Genomic DNA, 21,437 nt, shown 5'->3' on the forward strand with positions numbered 1-21,437 from the left:
AGGGGCTTTCTGCTTCTTCTTACGAGCGCCTTGATCAGTACGTAAAAATTCATAGGCCAATCTGGCCTTAAGGTCAATGGTATGTTTTTTAACAGATTGATTTTTCAAAGATCTGGTCATGTGCGAGCGATGCCCTGTAAAAAGTGCACCATTGGAGCGGTCGCAGAAAATCGGCAGCATCAGATAATCACCGGTTCTCTGGAAATGGGTTCAAAGGCCCTGCCTATGCTGGCTACCCTGACCGGCGTGCTTTTCACTGGCCCTAAGGGGAAAATGAGAACCTGATCCTCTTTCTGATGAATGAGGGAAGAGAGTTCCGTAATCAGTCGTCTGTGGCGTAAAGGCCCAAGTCTGCACTGAAATACGGAGAACTGCACCCAGTCCCCATATCCCCGTAAGGTTCTGAAAACACGACGCAGTCTTTTGGGGTCAGAAACATCATAGGTAACAAGATAAAGATGTTCCGTTGCCATGTATCCTCCTAGCGGGTCACAAAGCCTTGATAATGCTGGATTTCACCTGTCAGCCATCGGCCCATGAGCCTTGCTTCCAGTTCCAGAAGACGGCGGTAGCTCAGCCTGTATCCAAAGGCCGGATGGGTGATATTCTGGCTGATCCTTCTTTCCAGTACACGGATAAAGGTTTTTCTTCCTTCCGGAGAAAGGGCGCAGTATCCGGCCCGACGGATGAAGTCTTCAGGCTGAAGTTCATTGTTGTTGATGGCTGTAATCACGGCGGAATCAACAAGAAGGGGCCGGAAAGGCTCCATCATGTCCAGGGCAAGGGCGGGGCGGTTGGCCCGTGGCTGGTGATAAAAACCAAGGAAGGGATCAAAGCCCACATTCTGAAGCGTTGAAAGCCAGGTACGGGTCAGTATGCTGTATCCAAAGGAAAGCAGGGCATTGACCGGATCTTTCGGGGGTCTGCGGTTGCGGTTTTCAAAGGAAAAACCCGTCTCTTCCCGGAGCATACCGGAAAAGGCGGAAAAGTAGAGGGCTGCGGCCTGACCTTCAATGCCAAGAAGGGTCTGGAGATTTTCCGCCCTTGCGGTCTGCATGGCCTGATGGCGCAATTTGGAAAGCAGCTCTTCCGGAGGTTCCATGGTGTTCCGCCAGTTGCGGCGGAGCAGGGTTCTGGCGTTCAGAACTTTGGCCCGGACGAGGCTTCTGCTGATGATGAGGGCACGTTCCGGGTCAAAGGCCGTTTTGTACTGCTGGATGCGCAGGTGGATGTTTTTACCCGTAAGGCCGTTGGCGTGACCATAGAACCATCCTCCCTGGGTGTGAAAAGAAACAGGAATCCCCTGCTGCATGAGGTGGGTGAGGGCGGGAGAGGTGAGGGAGGCATTTCCGAAAAGGGCAAGGTGATTGATTTCCGCAATGCGGACACTCTTTTTCTCCTTTTCCGTCTCCACAAGCAGCTCGTCTCCGCTTTTCCGGATACGGGCATAGGGCGCCTGCACATAAAGTGGGACTTTTTCTTCATCCCGCACGGCAATGGGACGGGGAGATTCTTCCCGGTTGGCGTACCAGTTCACTTCGTCGGGCATACAGATGGGCACAAGAGAGCACCTTGGGCATTTGGGACTGTCCTCAAGGGGCGGCGGAGGACTGTTCAGAGCCTGCAAGGCGCGAAGCCCTGCAATGGCTTCAAGGGTCTGGGCCTTGAGGGCCGGATCAAAGGGAATCCGGACCCTTTCCCTTGAACCTGCAAAGTAAATAATTCCTTCCTCTGAGGCATATCCGTGTTTTTCAAGGAGCATCCCCTGGGCGCAGAGCTGCACCCGTTCCGGGTCCCAGGCTCCTTTTTCCACATGGGGTCGTTTTCCCTTTTTGTAGTCTACGGGTGTGGCTTCCCGGCCTTCTCCTTCTACAAGATCCAGAACCGCAATGAGGCCCAGATCCCCATCACTCAGGGTCAGGCTGCGGGCATGGAACTTTTCCTCTTCCTCCATTCCCTTTTCCGGCAGGTTGCCGGAAGGGCGATCCACCTTTCTGTGGGTATGGCGGCCTTCTTCCGTATCGGAATTGTCCCGCCATTCTCCCTGTACCCACTCAAGGTAGGCAAGGCGGGGACAGTACACAAACTCATTGACCATGCGGGCCGGGACAAGCTCATTCTGCACATGATGGGATTCCATTCCTGCCTTCCTCCCTGCTGGAAAGTTGGAAAACGGGTTGTGAAAAAATAAAGGATCAGCCTCAGGGCGTTCTGAAAGGCCCGCCCTGAGGAAATTCAATTTTCTGGAACAAAGAGACCTAAGCCAAAATGGCAGCCGAAGCCTAAGGCCAGAGGCCCTGTGAGAGGTTCGGGAAAGGAGAGCCGCAGAAAACAGCCCTGTCTGTCCGGCTGGTTTAAGCCCCGCTTTTCCCGGAATCTCCTGAAGTGAATGGGTTTTCGGGGTCTTTTTCCCTTGCCGACCCCAATGGTTTCCATGACTTCGATATCCGGTTCCGGCAGCCCCCGGAGCCTGCATTCCCGAAGCACCTGTTCTTTAAGGCCAAAGCCTTTTTTTCTGTACCAGGGATGCAGATAGGGGCTTGCAGACAGCCATACGGGGCCTGTGCCCGCCAGGGTTCCGGGGGAAAACCCTGCGGTATCAAAGACAAGCCGCCACTCTTCCCCCTTATCCGTCCAGAGCTTATCCATTCTGCGGGAAAGGGCGTAAAGCGCCTTTTCCGGTATGCCTTCGGGAACATAGAGGTTCAGGTGATCAATGTGACCGTCCTGATCCGCATCTTCCGGCAGAAAAAAGGCGTGGCTGTGCCGGTTGGTTTCCGGCAGGTCATGGCCGGATATGACGGGGGGTACTTCTTCTTTCATACGTTTATCCATGGTATGGATAAGGGCTTTTCTTAAGGTTTCCCCAAGGCGCACCGCATCTTCCATTTTAGGAAGGGGCTTGCCCACAAGCTGCATTCGGGCAAGGCGGGGGGAAGGGCCGCCGCTGTGGCTGATCCGGGGACGGGTGCTGCCGTTCAGGGCCTGATAGGGCCGGAGGTAGCGGACTTTTTCTGCCGCAGGCGGGGCGCTCCAGCCCACGGACTGAAGTTCTCCCGTATCTACGGACAGGGCATCTGTCAGGTTTTCGGGCAGGGTGGACAGGAATTTTTTGTCTTTAGCCGAAGGCTTCGGAGTTTTAATCTGTCTGGCTTTGGTCTTTTCCTTTGGTTTTTCCTGCTCAAAAAGTCCCATCTGCCCTTTTGGTACCGGAACGGGTGGAGGAGGGGCGAGGCCTTTTTCCTGAATGAGGCTTTGCCTTTCCTTTTCATAAGCCTTTTTGGAAAGGGGAGCATATAAGGGGATGGATTCCGTTTCAAAATCTGCCCCGGGGTTTTCCTGATCTGCTGGCCAGGCGTTGATGCTGCCAGACCAGTTTTCAAGGCGTTTTGCCAGAACCCAGCTTTCCGCCCTCCCCAGATACTGCATTCCGCAGAGGAGCTGATCCAGAAGGGCTGTGCAGTCCTCATCCAGTGTGGTGTTCTGCCAGAGGATGCAGAGCGGTGTGTTTTTTTCCATCTGCACAAAGGCATCAAAAACCAGCGTGGGTTTTTTGCCCGCAATGGGCATGTAATGGCGTACATGGCTGTGCCGGACGGTGGGCAGGCTGAAAACGGGTTTTTCTTCCGCAAGGCTGTCTATAAGCCGGTGCAGAAGGTTTTCCGGAAAATGATCTCCCGCCGCTTTACGGTGCCATGTGGCGATGAGCCCCCGGAGGAAACGCCAGGGAGAGGGCGGCCACTCCACGTCCGCCTCGTTCACATGTCTGCCCCAGGGGGTGGCATGGTAGCGTCCTGCCGGAAATGTCATTTCAATGGCGATCATAGGCCTATTTCCTGTAGGTGACGGTGGTCATTCTGGGTTCAGAAAAAAGACTGGCGCAGGCTTCAATCATGGCCGGAAGCTCTTTTTCAAGATCCTCAAGGGAGGGAATGCCGTAGTTTTCCGGCAGGGTGACGGTAAGTCCCGTGCAGGTGAGGTCACAGGCGGTACGCAGACGCAGCCCTGTCTGAAGAAATTTCTGGATTTTGAAGAGGGCCAAGGCGATGAGGAGGTTTTTCGCTTCTTTTCCAAGGCCAAAGGCCCGGATCTGGGCAAGGTCGATGTTGAAGTAGGCGGTGATTTCCGGGGAGACAAATTCGTCACGGGCAAAGGGCACATTGCCGAATCCCTTTGCCGTATCGCCTTTGGGGTTTACGCTATCATTTTTTACGCCCCCGCTGGAGGCGGTTTTGACATTTTTTGCCTCAATAAAGGAAGATATGGCCCTTGGAAAACGGAGTCTGCCGCCTGCCAGTTCTTTTTTTGCCAGAAAAAGACCATGGAGAAGGGTGTTGGTATCCAGTTTCATGACAATACGGGCCAGTTTTTTTAAATCCACCCGCCCCTCTTCCATGTCCGCCAGCTCTTTTTTCAACATATCAAGGACAGTTTTGTCCTTTCCTTCAAGAATATACGGGGAGTTGAGGCGGTGGGAATCCAGAATGGAGTTGGTGAGCGGGGTATTGTCCTTATCCACCACCTTGATGAGGGGAATGCCCTTCAGGGGGGCTACCCAGTCATCCTGATTCTCATCCCAGCAGACCGCTTCCAGGCGGTTGGCCATGCTCTGGGCCGATTCCACAAGGAGCATGGGAGAACCGTCCGGGCCTTCGTAAAGGGCTGCGCCAAGATCCGGGAAGCCCGTGGGCTGGAAACGGGTTCCCTGAATGGGGCTAAGTTTTGCTTCCATGAGAAGTCTCTGGGATTTTTCTAGTGCGGCAAATGTGATGGTCATGGTTGAATCTCCTTTGTCATGTATGGGGTAGTTGAGTACGCCGATATATTTTAAGCCGTTTCAGCAGCACTGAAGGCCGTCTGGGTCAGGGCCTTGAGGGTTGCCGGATAAATGGGGATCATGAGGGCTGCAAGTAGCCTTTTTCCATGGATGCTCCCACAGTCCGGAAGGTGTTTTGGGATTTGAAGGCCTGCAATTCTCAGCCGTCTTGTGGCAGTCTGTACGGCTCTTTCAACCTGATCCGTGGACAGATACCGGATCATTTCAGCATCCAGGGGCAGTTTTATGTCTTCTTGCAGTATGCCTGCGGAAACAAGATCGCCGTGGTCGCAGAAAAAGGGTTTTAAAAGTCTGTAAGCAAGGGGTGGTCTGAAGGCTCTTTTTTCCGTATCCGCTGCCTTGAGGGGAAAATGTTTTTTGATGAGGCAGAGTCCGGGAAGAAGAGCCAGAATGCGGGCATCCATATCCGGATCTGCCAGAAAAGCGGCGAGAACTTCTTCATTGACAGGGCTTGTCCCTTTCAGGCTGAAGGCAATTTTGCCCTGCCTTGCCGCAAGGTGGCGGCGTTCAGCCATGCGGCATAATTCCGTCGTGAGATCCGCGTGGCTGAAGGTGCAGAGGGGATTTTTTCCTTCCTTGTTCAGTTTCCAGCCACTGCCGCCGTCAAGGGGGTAGATATGGGAGCGCATCATGGGGGCTTTGCCCCCTCCGATACTGCTAAGGGCTGTAGCGATACGGAATGCGGCATCCGGGCTTTGGGCCTTTTCCAGCCAGCGGGTATCCATCTCCGGAAGAAAGGAAAGATTTTCCCGGAGTTTGCCACTGACGGCCTGGGTGCGTCCGATATTTCCGATCCCGATGATCAGCCGTTGAATGACGCTGGCTGTGGGGTGGCGGGTAAGGTCAAAGAGCTGGTTTTCAAGGCTGTGAACCGCATTTTGCAGGGCGGAGCTGGCCTCTTTAGCGCGGGCGGTGCGTCGCAGGTTGTCCAGCCAGCGGCCTTTTTCAAGGTCAGTGATGAGGTTTACATCCGGATTGTGATGTACGGCAACCCTGCCGATGGGTGTTGCATGGTAGGCTTTTCCGGAACGTTCGAAAAAGCCGAAACGCTGAAAGGCGGCGATGCCCCTGTCTGTACCGAGGAGAGCGACGGACCGGGCAAAGTCCAGACCGTCATGACAGTTTCTCTTGCCAAGGCTGGCCCGGCCTTCCTGAAGAAGAAACTTCAGTTCCTGAAGGGATGTGAAGCGGTGCCAGAGGGGCATCCAGATTTCATTTCTTGAATTGACTTCATCCGTGGTGGCCGCATTACCAGCCCCGCTTCCCGTGGTTCTCACAGTAAAGGGAAAGCTCAGTGTGGCCCTGTCGCTGCTTTCCAGACGGCGGGAGATGCTGGCGGCAAAAAGAAGCGCTCCTTCCAGCATGAGAATGTAATCCCAGCCATTCACACCGCTGCCACCGTCAAATCCCGTAGTGGCGTTGGGGCCGCCTGCAATGCCGGGAGCAAACTGGCCGATGGCTCCGGATGCTGATTCCGAAATGGTGTCACTAAAGAGGCTGTTGTTCAGTTCGGTTCCGGATACGGGGCTGGACTTTCCTGTCTCCGTATCCATGAGGCGCAGGATCTGCTGGTAAAAGTTGCTGGTGAAATCCAGATTGCCATCATTGCCCCCACTGCCGAATATGGGAGGGTACTGGGGTTTTTCATCCGTAAGAACCACGCACGAGTCCAGTGCTTCCAGATAGCGGTCGTTCATTCTGGATCTTAAAAGCATGATGAACTGCGGCTTCTGTTCTTTGGGTTTTTCTGTGATGCCCAGTTCTTTCAGGATGGCTTTCAGGGAAAGAGCTGCTTCGATGCTGGGTTTCATTCTGTCGGCCCCTGCGCCAAGAACCGTATCCAGCGTTTTGGTGGCCGTACTGCCCTTGTCTTTTTTGGGATAAAATCCGCTGCCTCCGTTCCAGGGTGCAAAGAGGGGCGTTGGCGCATACTCCTCAAGAAAAAAGCGGCAGAGTTCTTCCTTATCCAGCGCAGTTTTGAGAATAAAACCGTCTTCGCACCATGCGCCTCTGGCTTTTTTATCCTTCTGCTCCGTCACAAGGCGCAGAACACCAAGGGCTTTCAGGTAGTGGGCCATGGGGGTGGCAGCACAGCCCTTCAGGAGAATTTCATTCATGGTTTCCCTCCATTTCCTTTTTTGATGCCCGCCAGTCCGCAATGCGCACAAGGGTTTCCATCAGGGCGAGGCAGAAGGGGCCGTGGGTTTCAAGGAGCCCCTGGGTACGATCCGCCCATGACGCGCCCATGGGGCCTTCTCCCATCTGTATGAGATCAAGACTTAAGGCTGTTTCAGGGATTGTGCGTTTTTCAAGGACGATGGCGGGAAGAACATCGCCTTCCCAGACACCCCGCGCAAAAAGAATATCGTCTTTGGGTTTTTTCTCACCGGGCATGGCCCGGAGTCCCATTCTCACCTTGCCGTGGTGGGCAGCGATGAGGTAGGCGATGAGATCCTTTGCATGGTTTTCTTCCTCATTTTTAATCCATGACAGCATGGAAGCCAGTTCATGGCGGAAGTGCTTTCTTTCAATGCCTTTTTCCTCTCCGGGTTCCGGCGGCATTCTGTAAACGGTTCTTTTGCCCTGCACGGCGGATTTGGCCCAGAGCCCCTTTTCCGGAGCCTCGCCATGGGCTGTGAGGGCAGACTGAAAGGCAGGGTGGGCTTTCCCCGTGTCATGGAGAAGGGCGGCAAGGCATATGGCATGGGTGGAATCGGCAGGCAGCCCCAACGCCTCACAGAGTTTCCGGGCCTCTTCTTCCGTATCTTCAAGATGCTCCCTGAGGGAAACGAAGCGGCCAAGGGTGGAAAGGGGATCACTTCCGTAAATTTCCTTTTCACCATTTTCCCCGGTTTCTGCGGGAGGAACGGTCTGCTTCAGACCTGCACGAAAACCCATGGCAGGGTCATAGCCGCCATCACTGCTTTTCAGTAAAAGCACCATGCCGGGCCGGATGGCATTCATTTGTAAAGACTTCCAGTTTTCCTCCATGCTGTCCCATACCCAGGCGCTGATGCTTTTGAGATGGGCTTTGATCTGACTGATACCCGCAGGGCAGAGTTCTTCACGGGAAGGAGGGGGCTGATCTTCTGGCTTGTCATCAAAGTTTCGCCAGAAGACCTGAACCGAAGGGATACCCGTATCCCGGATGAATGGAGAAATGTCCATATCAAATCCGGAAAGATCCGCATCCGTATTGAAAAGTTCCAGAAAATCCCTTTTGCGTAGGACAAGGGAAGGGGACAGTTCATCTTTGAGAACGGGAAGGGCTTCCGGGCCTGCATTCCGGTCTTCCGTGGCAAGGAGGCTGTCGATTTCTTTTCTGGCATCGGTCAGGGGCTGGGGTTCATAGGGTGTTGCCTGATCGGACTCTTCAAGATCCACAAGGAAAATGGAAGCAGCCGTTTCTTCGCCGTAACGGTTGCAGCGTCCGAAGCGCTGCACCAGAGAAGACCATGGCGCAAGCTCTGTAAACAGGGTAGCGCTGCTGATGTCCACCCCGGCTTCAATGGCCTGAGTGGCTATGAGGATGCGGTTTTTTCCGGTTTCCTTGATTTTTTCTTCAATGCCTCTGCGTTCCATGGCTCTGAAGCGGGCGTGGAGCAGGAGGATTTCCGTATCTTTGCTGTTTTTTTGCAAAGCCTGATAAAGGAGCTGGGCCCTTTCCACCTGATTGAGGATGACAAGGGTCTGGGTGCCGGTCTGGTGTTTTTCCAGAATTTCCTGGGAAAGGCTTTGAATGTATTGTTTGTACTTTTCCTTTGCACTTTCTTTGGTCAGGGAGCTTTCCGCCCGATGAAGCTGTTTTCTGGCCCGTATCCTCTGGATGACAATGGGATGATTTCTGTCTTCCTCATCGATTTCTTCTGTTTTGAATCCGGAGATGAAGGGTTTGAGGTCCACCGTAGCCAGCCATTCCGGTTTCAGGGTGGCGGAAACCCAGAGGCTCCGGCTGGGCAGCAAAAGGGAAAACTGCCTGCGGAAGGCTTCAAGCTGGGCGCTGGTGAAAAGGGATGGCCCCATGAGCTGAACCTCGTCAAAGACCCAGAGGGCATCATTGTGAAGCTGGGCGAAATGGGCAGGCCACTGGTAACGGCTCATGCCGTATCCCCGCATCAGCGCCCTTGAAAGCAGCATGTCCTGGGTGCCGATGAGGATGGAGAGTTTTTCCGGCTGGCTGGCCCAGGTGGGCTTGAACACATCTTCGGAGCCGCCCATGAGGATATGGGTGGAAATTTCGTTTTCAAGACCAAGGTTTTTCAGCCATTGTCTGATATTTTCAAGGGTCTGCTCCACAAGCACCCGCATGGGAAGGCACCAGATCAGTCTTCGCGGCAGTCTGTTTTCCTGCTTTTGTGTTTTACGGTACATCCATGCCAGGGTCACAGAGGCTGTTTTGCCAAGCCCTGTGGGAACCATGAGGATTTCCGGTAAATCCGGGCTTTCTGCAAGACGCTTCTGATAGGGAAGGGGTTTTTTACCCCCACCGAAGGCTTTTTCAAAAAAGCTTTCATATTCCATGGCTGTCCTCTTTTATTGTCAGAGTAAAGAAAAATGGTTCTTAATTATTCGATTCAGGATACCCATACCACACCCACCGCACCATATAGTGGTGCACCCCCTAAAAAAATTTAACTTTTTTGCACTTCATAATTTTCCAGACTTTTTTTCAAAGCCTCCACCACTTCCTGCTTCAGGCTTTCCGGGCTTTCTACTTTTACTCCCGGTCCGTGGCGCAGGATTTCCCGAACAAGCTCCGTGGAGCTGTTGTAAGGTAGAGACAAAAGCAGGGTGTCGCCATCCCAGCGGGTCATCTGATTTTGATGCCACTTTTCATCTTTCACCCAGCGGGCGTTGGGCTGGTAAAATCTTAAAAATGCCGTATTTTCAGCTTTTCCTGCAAAAATTCCGAAGCCGCTTTCCGTGTGTTCTTTTATTTTTTTCGGGTCAATGATCTCCGCAGGAAGTCCGGGCAGGGCCATGACGGAGATGCGGTCCATGGAAAAGGTGCGCAGTTCTCTTCTCAGTTCACAGTGGGCCACCAGATACCAGTTGATCTGATACTGGATCAGTTTCTGGGGGTGGATGCGCCGATTCTCGACCTTGTCTTCGCCCCGACCGTGGTAGCGGATATCCAGCACCTGGGCCTGTAGCAGCGCCTTGCATACAGCCGAGAAAACCGGTCTTTCGAGTTGCCGCTGATATACGGGTATCACCTGAATGCAGCGTGCGATGAGTCCGGGATCGTGGCCGAGTTTGGCAAGGGCTTTGTCCAGTTTTTCCCGGACAGGCACCAGAAAGGGAGCCATGGCGGCTTTTTCTTCCGTATCCGTCACCTCCTGAAGCAGTCTCAGGGCGTAGAGTTCCGTCTGGCTGAGCCAGAAACCCGGCAGCTCAAAGCTGCCCGCATCAGCGTCATAGCGGTAGCAGTGGTTATTTTTATTATAGATGATGGGGGCATCAAAATAATCCCTCATGTACTGAATATCCCGCTTGATACTGGAGCGTGATTTTTCCATTTCTTCTTCCATGCGTGAAAGGGGAATACATTTTCCTGTCTGGAGGAGGGCGTCAATGCGGTAGATGCGTTCGAGCTGGTTCATGGGTGTCTCCGTAAATCATATAAAAACAAGTGTTTGTGTCATTGATTGTCCGGCTTTAAGCGGAGTGCGGATAAAGGCCATATTTTTTTTCGTATTCATGCGGCTTTATAGAGTGGGTCTTGGCTGCCCTGCATAGCCGGATGCTTTGTTGGTGTTTCAGATAAAAGCCATATCACATTGCAGAAAGAGAGCAAGGCTGAATCAACCGCTTGATAATTGAATCTGCATTTTGATTTTTTGGATGAAGGCCCATGGATAAAAGGGATGTCTGGTTCAGGTGAGATATCTGTTTGAAATTATCCGGGTATGATTGTATGAAGATGGCAGCGTAATTCTGTTTTCATTGTTGAGCAGGCAATAAAAAAATAAGCTTCTGGGGCGCAGGATTTGAAAAAGCCCGGCGTGTTTTTTCCCTTTGCTGGCGGTTCTGTGTCTCAAGGGTGCAGGCGTATGGTGGATCGTTTCTTCAGGGTAAGGGGCTTGGAGAATACCACATCAATACCATCACAAGGAGGTTATAAATCATGGGGCGTTCATCAGGGCTTTACCGGGGCGGGCGGTGGATTATTCAAGCTGCGGGAGTATTTCTGCTGTGCTGTATTTTCCTTTTTTCTTCCTCTGCATGGGCGGGGGATGAGCACTGGTCCATGCAGTTTCCCAAACCGGCGCAGGTTACGCAGATGTCGGCAGGTACGGGTATGGCAGATGGTGTGGGGTCTCCTTCGGTGCGAAGGCTGAAATGGCATGATGGAAAACTGTGGATGGCCGGGGTCTGGCAGGCCGGTGTGGATGCAAGGGATCTGGGCAAAAGGCTTCCCAACCAGTCATGGCACCTCTGGACCTGGTCTCCGGAAAGCGGTTACGAAGTGAAGGCTTTTTTCCATTCTGCACAGGGGGGTGAAGGACCGGATGGCGTCATCAATGATTTTGTTTTTCTGCCCGATGGCCGCATGGTTGTGGCCGGGGAGTTTACCCGGTTGGATAATGCCGGAGGCAACCGGTATCATCGGGTGAATGCGCTGGCCGTTTATGATCCCCGTGAACCCGGTCCGGACAGATGGCGGCCTTTGGGGCGTGTACAGTATAATGGCACCGTCAGTCCCGGAGGCTCCATACAGGCGCTGGCCTATGATCCCAAGGGAGATCATCTTTATATCGGTGGTTCCTTTGTGGGTGTTCCCCTTACCCTTCCCGTGCGCAGCAACGCCTTTCATCGCTACAGTTTTAAAACAGGGACCTATGAAATCCTTCCTTCCGGTCCCGGTGGCGGCACGCCAAGGGTGCGGCGGATTCATGTGGATACTTCCACAACGCCTTCCACCATATATATTGCAGGAAGCTGGCATTATGTGGGGGGCAATGGCATGAACCCGGAAAACAGCCTTTCCACGGCCAGTTATTCCACAGCCTTTGCCGCATGGCAGGATGGTAAGGGGTGGATACCTTATCCAAAGGATTTTCCGAGATCCGGAGCCCATGGAAAGGCCGATGGCATTTTACAGCGGGCTGCGGATTATATTGCCTTTGATTCCGTTGTGATCCGTGATTTTCTTGTGGATGGAAAAGATATCTGGATCTGCGGAAGCTTTGCAGAGGGCAGGGACCAGAAGCCCCTGAGGGGTATTGCACGCTGGGATGAAAAACAGAACGCATGGGTAGATCCCACGGGCAGGGGAGGTGTGGGCAGGGATTGTTTCAGCGTTGAAAAGGCTGGAGATGGGCGCATTTATTTTTCAGGGGCCTTTGGCGGGCGCAGGTCTGTAACGGAATTTTATGATGGCTTCAAAAACGGTGATTCTGCCCACGGTGTCATCGCCTATGATCCCCAAAAGGATGTCTGGTCTTCACTGGGTTCCGGCCTTTCTTCCAGAGTGATGCCGGAAATACGCCTTGTTACCGAAGGCCATGACGTTTATATCGCAGGGGATTTCAACCATATTGGTCCTGAGAATTTCGGTGCTTCCGCACCGGCTCAGACCCAGTCCCATTATCTGGCACGCTGGAATTCGGCAATCAATTTTAAGGATCATCCTGCCAGTGTTTCTTCGGTCAATAAACCCTATGGGCTTCGTATCGCTTCAACTGGCGCTCCTGCAGGATCAGAGCACTGGTCCAGGGCATTTGTTGCACCCCAGCGGGGAGAAACCCGTAAAATTACCGGTATGAATGACGGGACAGGGGTGCCGGATATATCCGGAATGGCGTGGATAGGCGATGAATTGTATTTCGGTGGAAGCTGGGAAGCGGAGCGGGGCACCCGCTGGTATGTCTGGCGTCTGCATCCCGAAAGGGGGTACGAGCGCGTTGCCTGGGCAAGGGGCGATGGAATACAGAGTCCGCCGGAAGGCATAAGGGCCATACAGGGCAGGCTGTATGCCTACGGAGCCATCAGCAGTCACAGCGGTATCGGTGTGTATGACCCTGCGGAGGGCTCATGGTCCCAGATCAGGGGGACCTACAGGGGGCAGAATGTGGTTGGTAATACCGCCCGTGGCGGTACCGGTGTTGTGAATGATATCGCCTTTGATGAGCGTACTGGCGATCTTTATATCGTGGGCAACTGGGCGCCAACCCTTGAAATGCCGGGGGTGGCCTATCCTCTGGATATTGCCGCGGCCCTGCGCATTGACGCAAAGGGTGAGTATCACATCATGGGGCATGATCTGAAGGCTGAAGATCCCAACAAACCCGTTAAGGGAATCTACAGTATTGTTCTGGATACCACAAAAACGCCGCCGGGGATCTTTGTTGCAGGAACCTTCAACTATTACGGACCTGTTCCCACAAGCCGTGCCCGCATGGCCTACAATGTGGCCCGCTGGGATTATGGGGCCGGTGACTGGCGGCCTGTGGGTAAGGGGAACCATGAGCACCTGAGTCCTCTGGACAAGGGCCACTACCCCGATGGTTTACCCGGTCTGCCTGCAAAAACCAACGAACCCGGATTTGAAAACTATGCGGGTTTCCTTCAGGAAGGATTTCCAAGGATACTGGCCCTTGCCCTGGATAAAAACGGAAATCTCTATGCCGGAGGTACCCTTGGCATTGTCAGCCGCAATGAAAATGTGCTTGCCCGTCATTCCGTGGAAACCTACGGCATAGCCCGGTATGATGCCCGGAGTGATACATGGGGACCGGCCAATACCACGGGCGGTGTTTCAAGGGATGTGCGGCAGATGACGTGGCTGGATGACAACCGTCTGCTTCTTTCCGGAAGTTTTATTTATGATGAGGCATGGAACCCCTTGCATAATGTGGCTGTGCTGGATATCCGCACAGGAAAGCTGAGTCCCCTTGGCGGGGGGCTGCTGCGGGAAGGGCAGGCCCATGTGGTGGGATCTCAGGTGGTCCATGCCGTAAGGGGCAGTGAGCTGTGGTTTGCGGGGCTTTTTGACCATGCAGGCGTGAATGCCAATGCCCTGCATGCCGCACCTGTGGTTTCCAAGTACCTTGCCATGTATGATCCGTCCCGCATACAGGATCCCAACTATTATCTTGAGCTTTCTCCCGTTGAACCGGTAAAGGCACCATCCGGCTCCGGTTCTGCTTCCGTAAACGTGGAGCTGAAGGCCGCACTCCGTCAGGGCAAAGGAGAAATCCGCTGGTATGAAAGGCGCAGTGACGGAGCCTATGTATCCCGTGGAAGCGGAAATACCATGAGAGCCAGTCTGCGGCTGCGGTCAGACAGCGGAGACCAGTTCTATTATGTGAGTGTGATGGGGGAGGACGGCATTGAAGGCGGGAAGCTGCCGGTCAGGATTCCTGTGAAACAGGAATAGGCCGCACGATTCCCATGGTGACTGCAGCCGTATGAATTTCGAAAAAGGCCCTGGTAAGAACGCCGGGGCCTTTTATTATCAGTTCATGATGTTCTGCCAGAACCCAAGCCACCTGTATCCGTTGAGGATGGAGGGAATCATGGATGCCGGAACACCCTTGAAAACACTCTGGCGCAGGAGTGTTGTCAGGACTGCCCTGCCCGAAGGGAAGTAGCCCTTGCGGATGTCTCCCCGGATGCTGCTTTCCATGAGAAGGGGGCCTTTTTTGAAGCAGGGGAAGGGTTCTCTGGATGCCGCTGCTTCACGGGCATTGTCACGGATGCTTTTGTGGATGTCTGCTGTTTTTTTGCTCCCGATTTCTTTTTTGGGAATGGTCACGGTTTTTGCCCATGGCAGGTTGGCGGAGATGCGGCGGCATGCGGTGAGGTCTGCCGTGACCATGGCAACGGGAATGCCGTGCTCCGCAAGGACGGCTGCCATGATTTCCACTTCGGTCACGGCTTTATTGTCAATACGCACCCAGTCGATGTCCCTGTGGAACATGTGGGGGCTGAAACCGTCCACCTGATCTGCGGCGGCATGCCAGCCGATCATGATGGCAAGGTCTGCTTCAGGGATTTCGCCCAGCAGGGGAACGGGATACCACCTGTGGCCCTGCTTAAGAAAAACCCCTTCTTCGGGCATGAAGCGGGGCAGGAGGTTGTAGCCTGTGCCGTGCATGTCCCGCACATGGATTTCTTCAACCCCGGCATCCTTAAGGCCTGCAATGGCTGCGCTGACGTCGGCTGTGATCAGGTGACGGGCTTCCCTCCATTCCGGGGTATGGGGCTTGCACTGGGCTTTTTCATAAACGCCGGTGATGCCTTCAATGTCCGCAAGGACAAGTACGGATTTCGCAGGGCAGTTCATAGGCCATCTCCTTTGCAGTTGAGGGGGTGGTGGGGGGGACGTATGGGATCCGGTGGTTCGATATGGATGATCACATCTTCCATGTCCGGTGTATGCTGTATGAGACGCTGGCGGACTTCTTCTGCGATGTTGTGGGCCTGACGCACACTCAGGTTGCCGTCCACCACAAGGTGGATGTCCGCAAAAATCCGCGTGCCATGAAAACGGGTGCGGATATGGTGGGCATCCAGCACCGCAGGGTGGGAACAGGCCAGCTCTGCGATGCTCCGGCAGGTATCCGGCGAAGCGCCGGTGGCCATCAGCTCCCTGAGGTTGGGCCAGAGAATTTTTGTGGCCGCCTGTGCTATGAATACGGATACAACAAGGGCACCTATGGTGTCCAGAAAAAGCAGATCCGGAAAGAGAATGGCTGCCGAGACCGCAAGGAAGGCGGGTATGGAACTTAAGGCATCAATGCGGTGATGCCAGGCATTGGCCATGACAGCAGCACTGCCCACCTGCACGCCCACCCTGTAGGTCCAGCGGTAAATGGCTTCCTTGATGAAAATGGAAAAGGCCGCGGCATAGGCGGCGATGGGCATGGGCTGCACCCTGTGACCGGCCAGCAGGTTGCGGGCTGCTTCCACGCCGATGCCGATACCCGCAGCCAGAAGCAGTGCGCCGATAAAGAGGGTGACCATGGTTTCCATGCGCTGATGCCCGTAGGGATGATCCTCATCCGGCGGACGTGTCCAGATAATGGCTCCGGCCATGACCACAATGTCTGTGATGGCGTCCGTTGCCGAGTGAACGGCATCGGCCATGAGGGCTTCACTGTTGCCCCACCATCCGGCACTGTATTTTACCACCACAAGGATGAGATTCACCACAAGGCCCGCAAGGGTGATGCGCTGTATGCGTTTGAGTGTGTCTGAACCCACGTCAGCCTCCGGCTTTTTTTGCCTTGTATCCCTTTTGCGTAAGCCAGGAAAGGATGGTGTCCCTGTGGTCGCCCTGAATTTCAATGCGGCCGTCTTTAACCGTACCGCCGCAGCCGCAGCGCTGTTTCAGCTCCTTGGCCGTATCGTTTATCTTTTCTTCGGGAAGACCGGAAACCAGGGTAACCCCTTTTCCCTTGCGGCCTTTGGTTTCCCTGCTGACACGGATCATGCCATCATTGGGCCGAGAGTTGCTTGCCCGGCTGCAGACACAGTTCCGTATGGATTTTTCGCAGTCGGGGCAAAGGCGGCCCTGCTCTGATGAGTATACGGGGACATAATTTTTCTGAACGGATTTCATAAATGCAGCTTCCCTTACAAAGGCGCAATACGATATTTTTTGCCCGGTATCAAATCCTGTTTTTGGTGGCTTGTCACGAACGGCCTGCGATCAGGATACGGTTGTTTTTATCCTGACGTCAGTGATATTAGCAGCACTTTCAGATACAGTATAGATGCGGGGAGCAAAAATAGTTCTTGACGGATGGAATCTTTTTCTGTATTCGTATGCAAGTGAATGACATTCAGTCATTGTTTCCGGAGGCAAAATGGATAAAAAAGAAAAAATTATCACTGCGGCTATGGAAGTATTCCGCCAAAAAGGAATTGAAAAAGCGAAGATTTCCGACATTGTGAAGGCAGCAGGAATTGCTCAGGGAACATTTTATCTCTATTTTCCTTCCAAACTTTCTGTCATGCCAGATATCGCATCGGTTATGGTCCAGAGAACAGTCCTTGCAGTGCAGGCGCAGGTGAGCAGGGATGGTTCTTATCGTGAGCGGATGGAAGGGCTGGTTGATGTCGTTTTCCGGTTGACGGAAGAATACCGGGATGTGCTGGCATTAATATATGCGGGTCTGACTCAGACAAGTCATATTACGGAGTGGGAAAGCATTTATGCTCCTTTTTATGAGTGGATGGGACTTTTTCTCCGTCAGGCTCAGGCAGCCGGTGAGATGCGCAAAACCCTTGATGCTGACCGGACGGCAAAGATTCTTATTGGTCTCATTGAGTCCACTGCGGAGCAGATTTATCTTTATGATACTGTTCCGGACAGGGATAAGGTTGCTTTCCAGAAAAGGGAGCTGATGGATTTTATGTGGCATGGGCTGGTCTGTGGCGAGGAAAAAGTCTCTCTGCAGGGATGATGGAGTGGGGCAGCACCCCTTTTCTTTTTATAGTATTTTGACATTGTTTTTGACTGATATTCAGTCAGGAGGGTGGAAGTGAGTAAATCGTGGATGTATGTTGGACTTACCTGTCTGTTTGAGCTTTTCTGGGTTTATGGTTTCAATGTGGCTTCCATTTGGTGGCACTGGGTAGTCATTGTGGGGATTATTATCGTTGATTTTTATTTTTTATCAAAGGCCTGTGAAAAACTTCCTACGGGGACGGTGTATGCGGTATTTGCAGCCGTAGGTACGGCAGGAGCGGCTTTGATGGATGTGTTGCTCTTTGATGCGGCCTTTACCATACATAAAGTGTTTTTTATTCTTCTTATTATCATTGGCGTGGTCAATCTGAAGTTGGCTGACAATAAAAGTGAAGGGGAGGTTGGTTAAAATGGGTTGGTTTTTGGTTTTTTTAGCAGCTGTTTCAGAAATTGTTGGTGTGGTAGGCTTGAAAATGTACAGCACACAGAAAAAAAATGTGGGTAACACCCTGCTGTTTGTGGGAGGATTTGGCTGCGCCTTTGCCCTGCTCTATGCTTCGTTTCAATTTCTTCAGCTGAGTATTGCCTATGCCGTCTGGATAGGAATGGGTACGGCAGGTGGTGTGCTGGTGAATATGATTTATTTTGGAGAATCCCGAAATATGCGCCGGATAATCAGTGTGCTGATCATTGTTGCCGGTGTGACAGGGCTTAAAGCGGTTTCAGCCTGATGGGCTCCAGAGCTGGGGCCTCCTGAGGGTGTTTTTTTTTATCGTACCAACCCGTATCCCAGGGATTAAGCATATGGTTTTCTCTGGGATAACAGGTCCGAAGGGGGCAACATGGGGAAAAAAGGTCCGGTGGGGCTTACGGTGTGGGAAAATGCGGAACAGGCAGAGGCCGGGTTGAAAAAGCTTGGTGATGCTGTCTATGCCAGAACTCTGCAGCGGTTTTTTAAAACCGGTCCGGGAGAATATGCTGAAAAGGATCGGTTTATCGGGGTGCGGGTCCCGGTTCTGAGGAGGAACATGGGGGCGGGTGCAGCCATGAGCCATGGAGAGATTGGAAAATTGCTGACTTCTCCCTGGCATGAGGTGAGAATGTTTGCCCTTCTGCTATGGGTAGAGCGCTATAAAGCAGGTGATGGGGAGCAACAGGCTGCCATATTCACAGATTATCTGGCCCGCACCCCTTTTGTAAACAACTGGGATCTTGTGGATGTATCCGCCCCCGCCATTGTGGGAACCCATCTTCTGGAAAGGGAGAGGGGGCTGCTTTATCGCCTGATGGCATCGGAGCTTTTATGGGATCGCCGCATTGCCATGGTTTCCACCCTGACCTTGATCCGGAAGGGCCAGTATGAAGATGCTTTAGCCCTTGCGGATCTGGCATCCTCTGATAAGGAAGAGCTGATGCACAAGGCTGCCGGCTGGATGCTCCGGGAAGTGGGGAAGAAGGACAGGAGGGTGCTGGAAGATTTTCTGGCCCCCCGCTGTGCCCGGCTTCCCCGCATCCTTTTGCGTTACAGCATAGAACATTTTTCTCCTGAAGAGCGTAGGTCATGGCTTGCGGGAAAGCCTGTGCTGAACAATTGGTAATTATTTAGTACATTTTATCCTGAAAATAGTTATTTAATTTCAGAATCTTGGTTCAAATAAAAGACAGGCGTGCTGTTTGTGAGTGACATTGCAATCGTTTCGGATTCCGGCACTCAAGCCATATATCCAAAGCCAATAATTTAGAACAATACAACTTTATTGAGCTTGAGAGCCGGAGTGCTAATAAGAAGCGGCAAACTGTCTGACCCGCCACAAAGGCAGCGTGCTTAAGACTGCCATGGTAATCAAAAAACTTATCCTGCCTGTGGCGGGGAGTTTTTGCCGCTTCCGCACAGGGCAAGAAGCTCCCGAATCCGGCACTCAAGATCCCTAAGCACTTTTGCTCCCGTAAAGGGCTTGAGTTTTTCAGCTTGAGTGCCGGATTGCGTCACGAACAAATGGCTCGGTTGTCTATATGTCTGATTGTAAGCTTTCGATTTGTCAAGGGAAAATCGTGCTGAGCAGTTACGGCAATTGAAAAAAATGGCTTTATTCGTAAAAAGATTTTTCCACGGGGGTATAATCCAGATCAAAGGCTTCGGCCACCCCCTTGCATGTCACATGGCCCCGGACGATGTTCAGGCCCTTCTGCATTTCAGGATATTCCCGGACCGCTTCTAAAAGACCGCTGTTGGCTATGGCCAGCACATAGGGCAGGGTGGCATTGGTCAGAGCCATGGTGGATGTCATGGGAACGGCACCGGGCATGTTGGCAACGCAGTAGTGCAGAATGCCGTCCACTTCGTAGACCGGATCTTCGTGGGTGGTGGGCCGTGAGGTTTCTGCGCATCCGCCCTGATCAATGGCCACATCCACAATGATGGAGCCGGGTTTCATGCTGCCCAGCATCTCCCTTGTGATGAGCTTGGGGGCCTTGGCACCGGGAACCAGTATGGCGCAGATGACGGCATCGGCCTCGCAGATCTTTTCCCGGATCATGGCAGGGGAACCCATGAGGGGCGTGCAGTTTTTGGGCATGATGGAAGAAAGATAACGCAGCCTGTCAAGGCTGGTATCCAGCAGATCCACCTTTGCCCCCAGTCCGCAGGCCATGAGTGCGGCGTTGGTTCCCACAATGCCGCCGCCAAGGATCAGCACCGTTGCCGGAGACACACCCGTAACGCCCCCCAGAAGAATGCCCCTTCCCCCGTGGCTGCGTTCCAGATATCTTGCCGCTTCCTGTACGGCCATGCGGCCCGCCACCTCGCTCATGGGAGTGAGCAGGGGGAGTCTGCCGTATGTGTCTTCGATGGTTTCATAGGCAAGGGCGATGCCTCTGGTCTTTATAAAGGCATTGGTCAGCTCTTCATAGGCGGCAAAGTGAAAGTAGGTGAAAACAATCTGATCTTCACGGATCAGATCATATTCACTGGGCTGGGGCTCCTTGACGTGCATGATCATTTCTGCAGCAGCATAGATGTCCGCCGGATTCTCAATCAGGTCTGCACCTGCTTCTGCATAGGCCTGATCCTCAAAGCCTGAAGCAATGCCTGCCCCCTTTTCCACAAGAACCCTGTGGCCGCTGGCGCAAAGTATTTCAGCGCCTGCGGGAGTCATGGCCACACGATTTTCCTGATGTTTGATTTCCTTGAGAATGCCGACGATCATGGAAAAACCTTTCTTCTGATGGTTGTGGTTGAAAGAAGCTCTTTAGGACAGAACCTTTATCTAGCACTCTCTGTGGTGCCCGTGCAATGATCAAAAAAAGGAAGCACCGGTGCTGTTCTTACCGGGCTTCCTTTTTTCCGGAATGTCTGGCTGGTTTTAAAGGCTGTTATCCGCCAAAGTACTTTCTGAAGATTTCCTGATAGGCTTCCGTTGCCTTGAATTTTTTAAGCTCTGCGGAAAAGCGGTCCACAAAATCCTTTTCCACGGTGTTTTTACTGAACACCGCGTAAAGGGAGGTAACGGATATGGGTTTTTCCAAGGGCACGATTTTGTCCGCAAGCCCCATGTTTTGAAGCAGATACAGCCCGTTGCCGTAATCCATTACCGTTGTGTCGATTCTGCCAGCCATGAGCTTTTTTATGTTGAAGTTATCATTGGTGACTTCCTCATAGTTTTTTGCATCCCGCATGAATTCCCAGAGTTCCGGTGTGTAGGTGTATCCACGGACTACGCCTATGGTCTTGTTTCTGAAATCCTCAAAGGAGTTGAAATTGATACGGCCCTTGTCTTCCTTGCGTATAAAAAAGGACCATGAGGAATCCATCAGGGATTCTGTGGCATAATGGGTGATGGCAGCCCGCTGATCACTGTAGGTGGCCGTATAGAGAAGGTCTGCGGTTCCGTCAATGACCATACGCTCCGCCCTGGCCCAGGGATGCTGGGTAATTCTTCCGTCAATTTCAGCACCGATATTTTTGAGTACCGAAAGGATAACTTCCGTTGCAAATCCTGAAACATACTCATTACCGGGCTGTCCGGCCTTGAATTCATAGGGCGGCCATTCATCGGTGACAACCTTCAGGCTCCGGGCCGTTGCCGTGCCAAAGCCTGCAACAAGAAAAAGGGTGAGAAGCGAAAGGATCATGCGTTTCATGGGAAACCTCCGGCAGGTGTGGGGTTGGTGAGATGTAAC

The 21,437-nt window shown here is 52.9% G+C and carries 18 protein-coding genes; 5 read left to right on the plus strand and 13 right to left on the minus strand.

Annotated elements, in window-relative coordinates; genetic code table 11:
- The 8 genes from LZ24_RS17685 to LZ24_RS14735 form a co-directional block, all read right to left on the minus strand.
- Nucleotides 1-180 (minus strand): hypothetical protein (locus LZ24_RS17685; protein WP_222427658.1); only part of this gene is annotated, 180 nt, incomplete at its 3' end.
- A complete protein-coding gene (gene cas2, locus LZ24_RS14705) occupies nt 180-473 on the minus strand; it encodes a CRISPR-associated endonuclease Cas2 (protein WP_144686481.1) in 294 nt (97 codons plus the stop codon). The genes LZ24_RS17685 and cas2, both read right to left, overlap by 1 nt.
- 8 nt (nt 474-481) lie before the next feature.
- Nucleotides 482-2,140, minus strand: coding sequence for a CRISPR-associated endonuclease Cas4g/Cas1g (gene cas4g/cas1g, locus LZ24_RS14710; RefSeq protein ID WP_144686483.1), 1,659 nt, complete (start codon nt 2,138-2,140; stop codon nt 482-484).
- 95 nt (nt 2,141-2,235) lie between these two features.
- Nucleotides 2,236-3,825 carry a type I-G CRISPR-associated protein Csb2 gene (gene csb2, locus LZ24_RS14715; protein ID WP_144686485.1) on the minus strand — a complete coding sequence of 530 codons (1,590 nt, stop codon included), beginning with the start codon at nt 3,823-3,825 and terminating at the stop codon, nt 2,236-2,238.
- A 4-nt stretch (nt 3,826-3,829) separates the two neighbouring features.
- The gene (cas7g, locus tag LZ24_RS14720; RefSeq protein WP_144686487.1) at nt 3,830-4,777 is read right to left on the minus strand and encodes a type I-G CRISPR-associated RAMP protein Csb1/Cas7g; all 948 of its coding nucleotides are present in this window, start codon (nt 4,775-4,777) and stop codon (nt 3,830-3,832) included.
- A gap of 50 nt (nt 4,778-4,827) precedes the next feature.
- Nucleotides 4,828-6,954, minus strand: coding sequence for a type I-G CRISPR-associated protein Cas8g1/Csx17 (gene cas8g1 / locus LZ24_RS14725; RefSeq protein ID WP_144686489.1), 2,127 nt, complete (start codon nt 6,952-6,954; stop codon nt 4,828-4,830).
- Nucleotides 6,947-9,358, minus strand: coding sequence for a type I-G CRISPR-associated helicase/endonuclease Cas3g (gene cas3g, locus LZ24_RS14730; protein ID WP_144686491.1), 2,412 nt, complete (start codon nt 9,356-9,358; stop codon nt 6,947-6,949). Before cas3g ends, cas8g1 begins: the two co-directional genes overlap by 8 nt.
- Before the next feature lie 110 nt (nt 9,359-9,468).
- The gene (locus LZ24_RS14735; RefSeq protein WP_144686493.1) at nt 9,469-10,440 is read right to left on the minus strand and encodes a helix-turn-helix transcriptional regulator; all 972 of its coding nucleotides are present in this window, start codon (nt 10,438-10,440) and stop codon (nt 9,469-9,471) included.
- Between the two features lie 524 nt (nt 10,441-10,964).
- On the opposite strand from LZ24_RS14735, the gene LZ24_RS14740 reads away from it, so the two are divergent.
- Nucleotides 10,965-14,219, plus strand: coding sequence for a ligand-binding sensor domain-containing protein (locus LZ24_RS14740; RefSeq protein ID WP_144686495.1), 3,255 nt, complete (start codon nt 10,965-10,967; stop codon nt 14,217-14,219).
- 78 nt (nt 14,220-14,297) lie between these two features.
- On the opposite strand, the gene LZ24_RS14745 is transcribed toward LZ24_RS14740, so the two are convergent.
- From LZ24_RS14745 to LZ24_RS14755, 3 genes are read right to left on the minus strand one after another with little or no spacing between them, the layout of a single operon-like run.
- Entirely contained in the window at nt 14,298-15,128 is an 831-nt protein-coding gene (locus LZ24_RS14745; protein ID WP_144686497.1) for a M55 family metallopeptidase, read from the minus strand.
- Nucleotides 15,125-16,048 carry a cation diffusion facilitator family transporter gene (locus LZ24_RS14750; RefSeq protein WP_186443180.1) on the minus strand — a complete coding sequence of 308 codons (924 nt, stop codon included), beginning with the start codon at nt 16,046-16,048 and terminating at the stop codon, nt 15,125-15,127. Before LZ24_RS14750 ends, LZ24_RS14745 begins: the two co-directional genes overlap by 4 nt.
- Nucleotide 16,049: 1 nt before the next feature.
- On the minus strand, nt 16,050-16,406 hold the full coding sequence (locus LZ24_RS14755) for a translation initiation factor Sui1 (protein ID WP_144686499.1): 357 nt from the start codon (nt 16,404-16,406) through the stop codon (nt 16,050-16,052).
- Nucleotides 16,407-16,653: 247 nt separating this feature from the next.
- On the opposite strand from LZ24_RS14755, the gene LZ24_RS14760 reads away from it, so the two are divergent.
- The 4 genes from LZ24_RS14760 (at nt 16,654) to LZ24_RS14775 (ending at nt 18,856) form a co-directional block, all read left to right on the plus strand.
- On the plus strand, nt 16,654-17,253 hold the full coding sequence (locus LZ24_RS14760; protein WP_144686500.1) for a TetR family transcriptional regulator: 600 nt from the start codon (nt 16,654-16,656) through the stop codon (nt 17,251-17,253).
- A 78-nt stretch (nt 17,254-17,331) separates the two neighbouring features.
- Nucleotides 17,332-17,667, plus strand: a complete 336-nt coding sequence (locus tag LZ24_RS14765; RefSeq protein ID WP_222427659.1) for a DMT family transporter — start codon at nt 17,332-17,334, stop codon at nt 17,665-17,667.
- A gap of 13 nt (nt 17,668-17,680) precedes the next feature.
- Nucleotides 17,681-17,989, plus strand: a complete 309-nt coding sequence (locus tag LZ24_RS14770; RefSeq protein ID WP_222427660.1) for a DMT family transporter — start codon at nt 17,681-17,683, stop codon at nt 17,987-17,989.
- Nucleotides 17,990-18,100: 111 nt separating this feature from the next.
- On the plus strand, nt 18,101-18,856 hold the full coding sequence (locus LZ24_RS14775; protein WP_144686502.1) for a DNA alkylation repair protein: 756 nt from the start codon (nt 18,101-18,103) through the stop codon (nt 18,854-18,856).
- A 489-nt stretch (nt 18,857-19,345) separates the two neighbouring features.
- Here LZ24_RS14775 and ald read toward each other — a convergent pair whose 3' ends face one another.
- A complete protein-coding gene (ald, locus tag LZ24_RS14780) occupies nt 19,346-20,464 on the minus strand; it encodes an alanine dehydrogenase (protein WP_144686503.1) in 1,119 nt (372 codons plus the stop codon).
- A gap of 166 nt (nt 20,465-20,630) precedes the next feature.
- Nucleotides 20,631-21,398, minus strand: coding sequence for a substrate-binding periplasmic protein (locus LZ24_RS14785; RefSeq protein ID WP_144686504.1), 768 nt, complete (start codon nt 21,396-21,398; stop codon nt 20,631-20,633).
- Nucleotides 21,399-21,437: the final 39 nt, after the last annotated feature.

The organism is Desulfobotulus alkaliphilus (assembly GCF_007830435.1).
Taxonomy (GTDB): Bacteria; Desulfobacterota; Desulfobacteria; order Desulfobacterales; family ASO4-4; genus Desulfobotulus; species Desulfobotulus alkaliphilus.

Excerpts from the sequence above, each read along its gene's own strand:
- cas2 (WP_144686481.1), bottom strand. The coding sequence starts at position 473 with ATGGCAACGGAACATCTTTATCTTGTTACCTATGATGTTTCTGACCCC.
- cas4g/cas1g (WP_144686483.1), bottom strand. The coding sequence starts at position 2,140 with ATGGAATCCCATCATGTGCAGAATGAGCTTGTCCCGGCCCGCATGGTC.
- csb2 (WP_144686485.1), bottom strand. The coding sequence starts at position 3,825 with ATGATCGCCATTGAAATGACATTTCCGGCAGGACGCTACCATGCCACC.
- cas7g (WP_144686487.1), bottom strand. The coding sequence starts at position 4,777 with ATGACCATCACATTTGCCGCACTAGAAAAATCCCAGAGACTTCTCATG.
- cas8g1 (WP_144686489.1), bottom strand. The coding sequence starts at position 6,954 with ATGAATGAAATTCTCCTGAAGGGCTGTGCTGCCACCCCCATGGCCCAC.
- cas3g (WP_144686491.1), bottom strand. The coding sequence starts at position 9,358 with ATGGAATATGAAAGCTTTTTTGAAAAAGCCTTCGGTGGGGGTAAAAAA.
- LZ24_RS14735 (WP_144686493.1), bottom strand. The coding sequence starts at position 10,440 with ATGAACCAGCTCGAACGCATCTACCGCATTGACGCCCTCCTCCAGACA.
- LZ24_RS14740 (WP_144686495.1), top strand. The coding sequence starts at position 10,965 with ATGGGGCGTTCATCAGGGCTTTACCGGGGCGGGCGGTGGATTATTCAA.
- LZ24_RS14745 (WP_144686497.1), bottom strand. The coding sequence starts at position 15,128 with ATGAACTGCCCTGCGAAATCCGTACTTGTCCTTGCGGACATTGAAGGC.
- LZ24_RS14755 (WP_144686499.1), bottom strand. The coding sequence starts at position 16,406 with ATGAAATCCGTTCAGAAAAATTATGTCCCCGTATACTCATCAGAGCAG.
- LZ24_RS14760 (WP_144686500.1), top strand. The coding sequence starts at position 16,654 with ATGGATAAAAAAGAAAAAATTATCACTGCGGCTATGGAAGTATTCCGC.
- LZ24_RS14775 (WP_144686502.1), top strand. The coding sequence starts at position 18,101 with ATGGGGAAAAAAGGTCCGGTGGGGCTTACGGTGTGGGAAAATGCGGAA.
- ald (WP_144686503.1), bottom strand. The coding sequence starts at position 20,464 with ATGATCGTCGGCATTCTCAAGGAAATCAAACATCAGGAAAATCGTGTG.
- LZ24_RS14785 (WP_144686504.1), bottom strand. The coding sequence starts at position 21,398 with ATGAAACGCATGATCCTTTCGCTTCTCACCCTTTTTCTTGTTGCAGGC.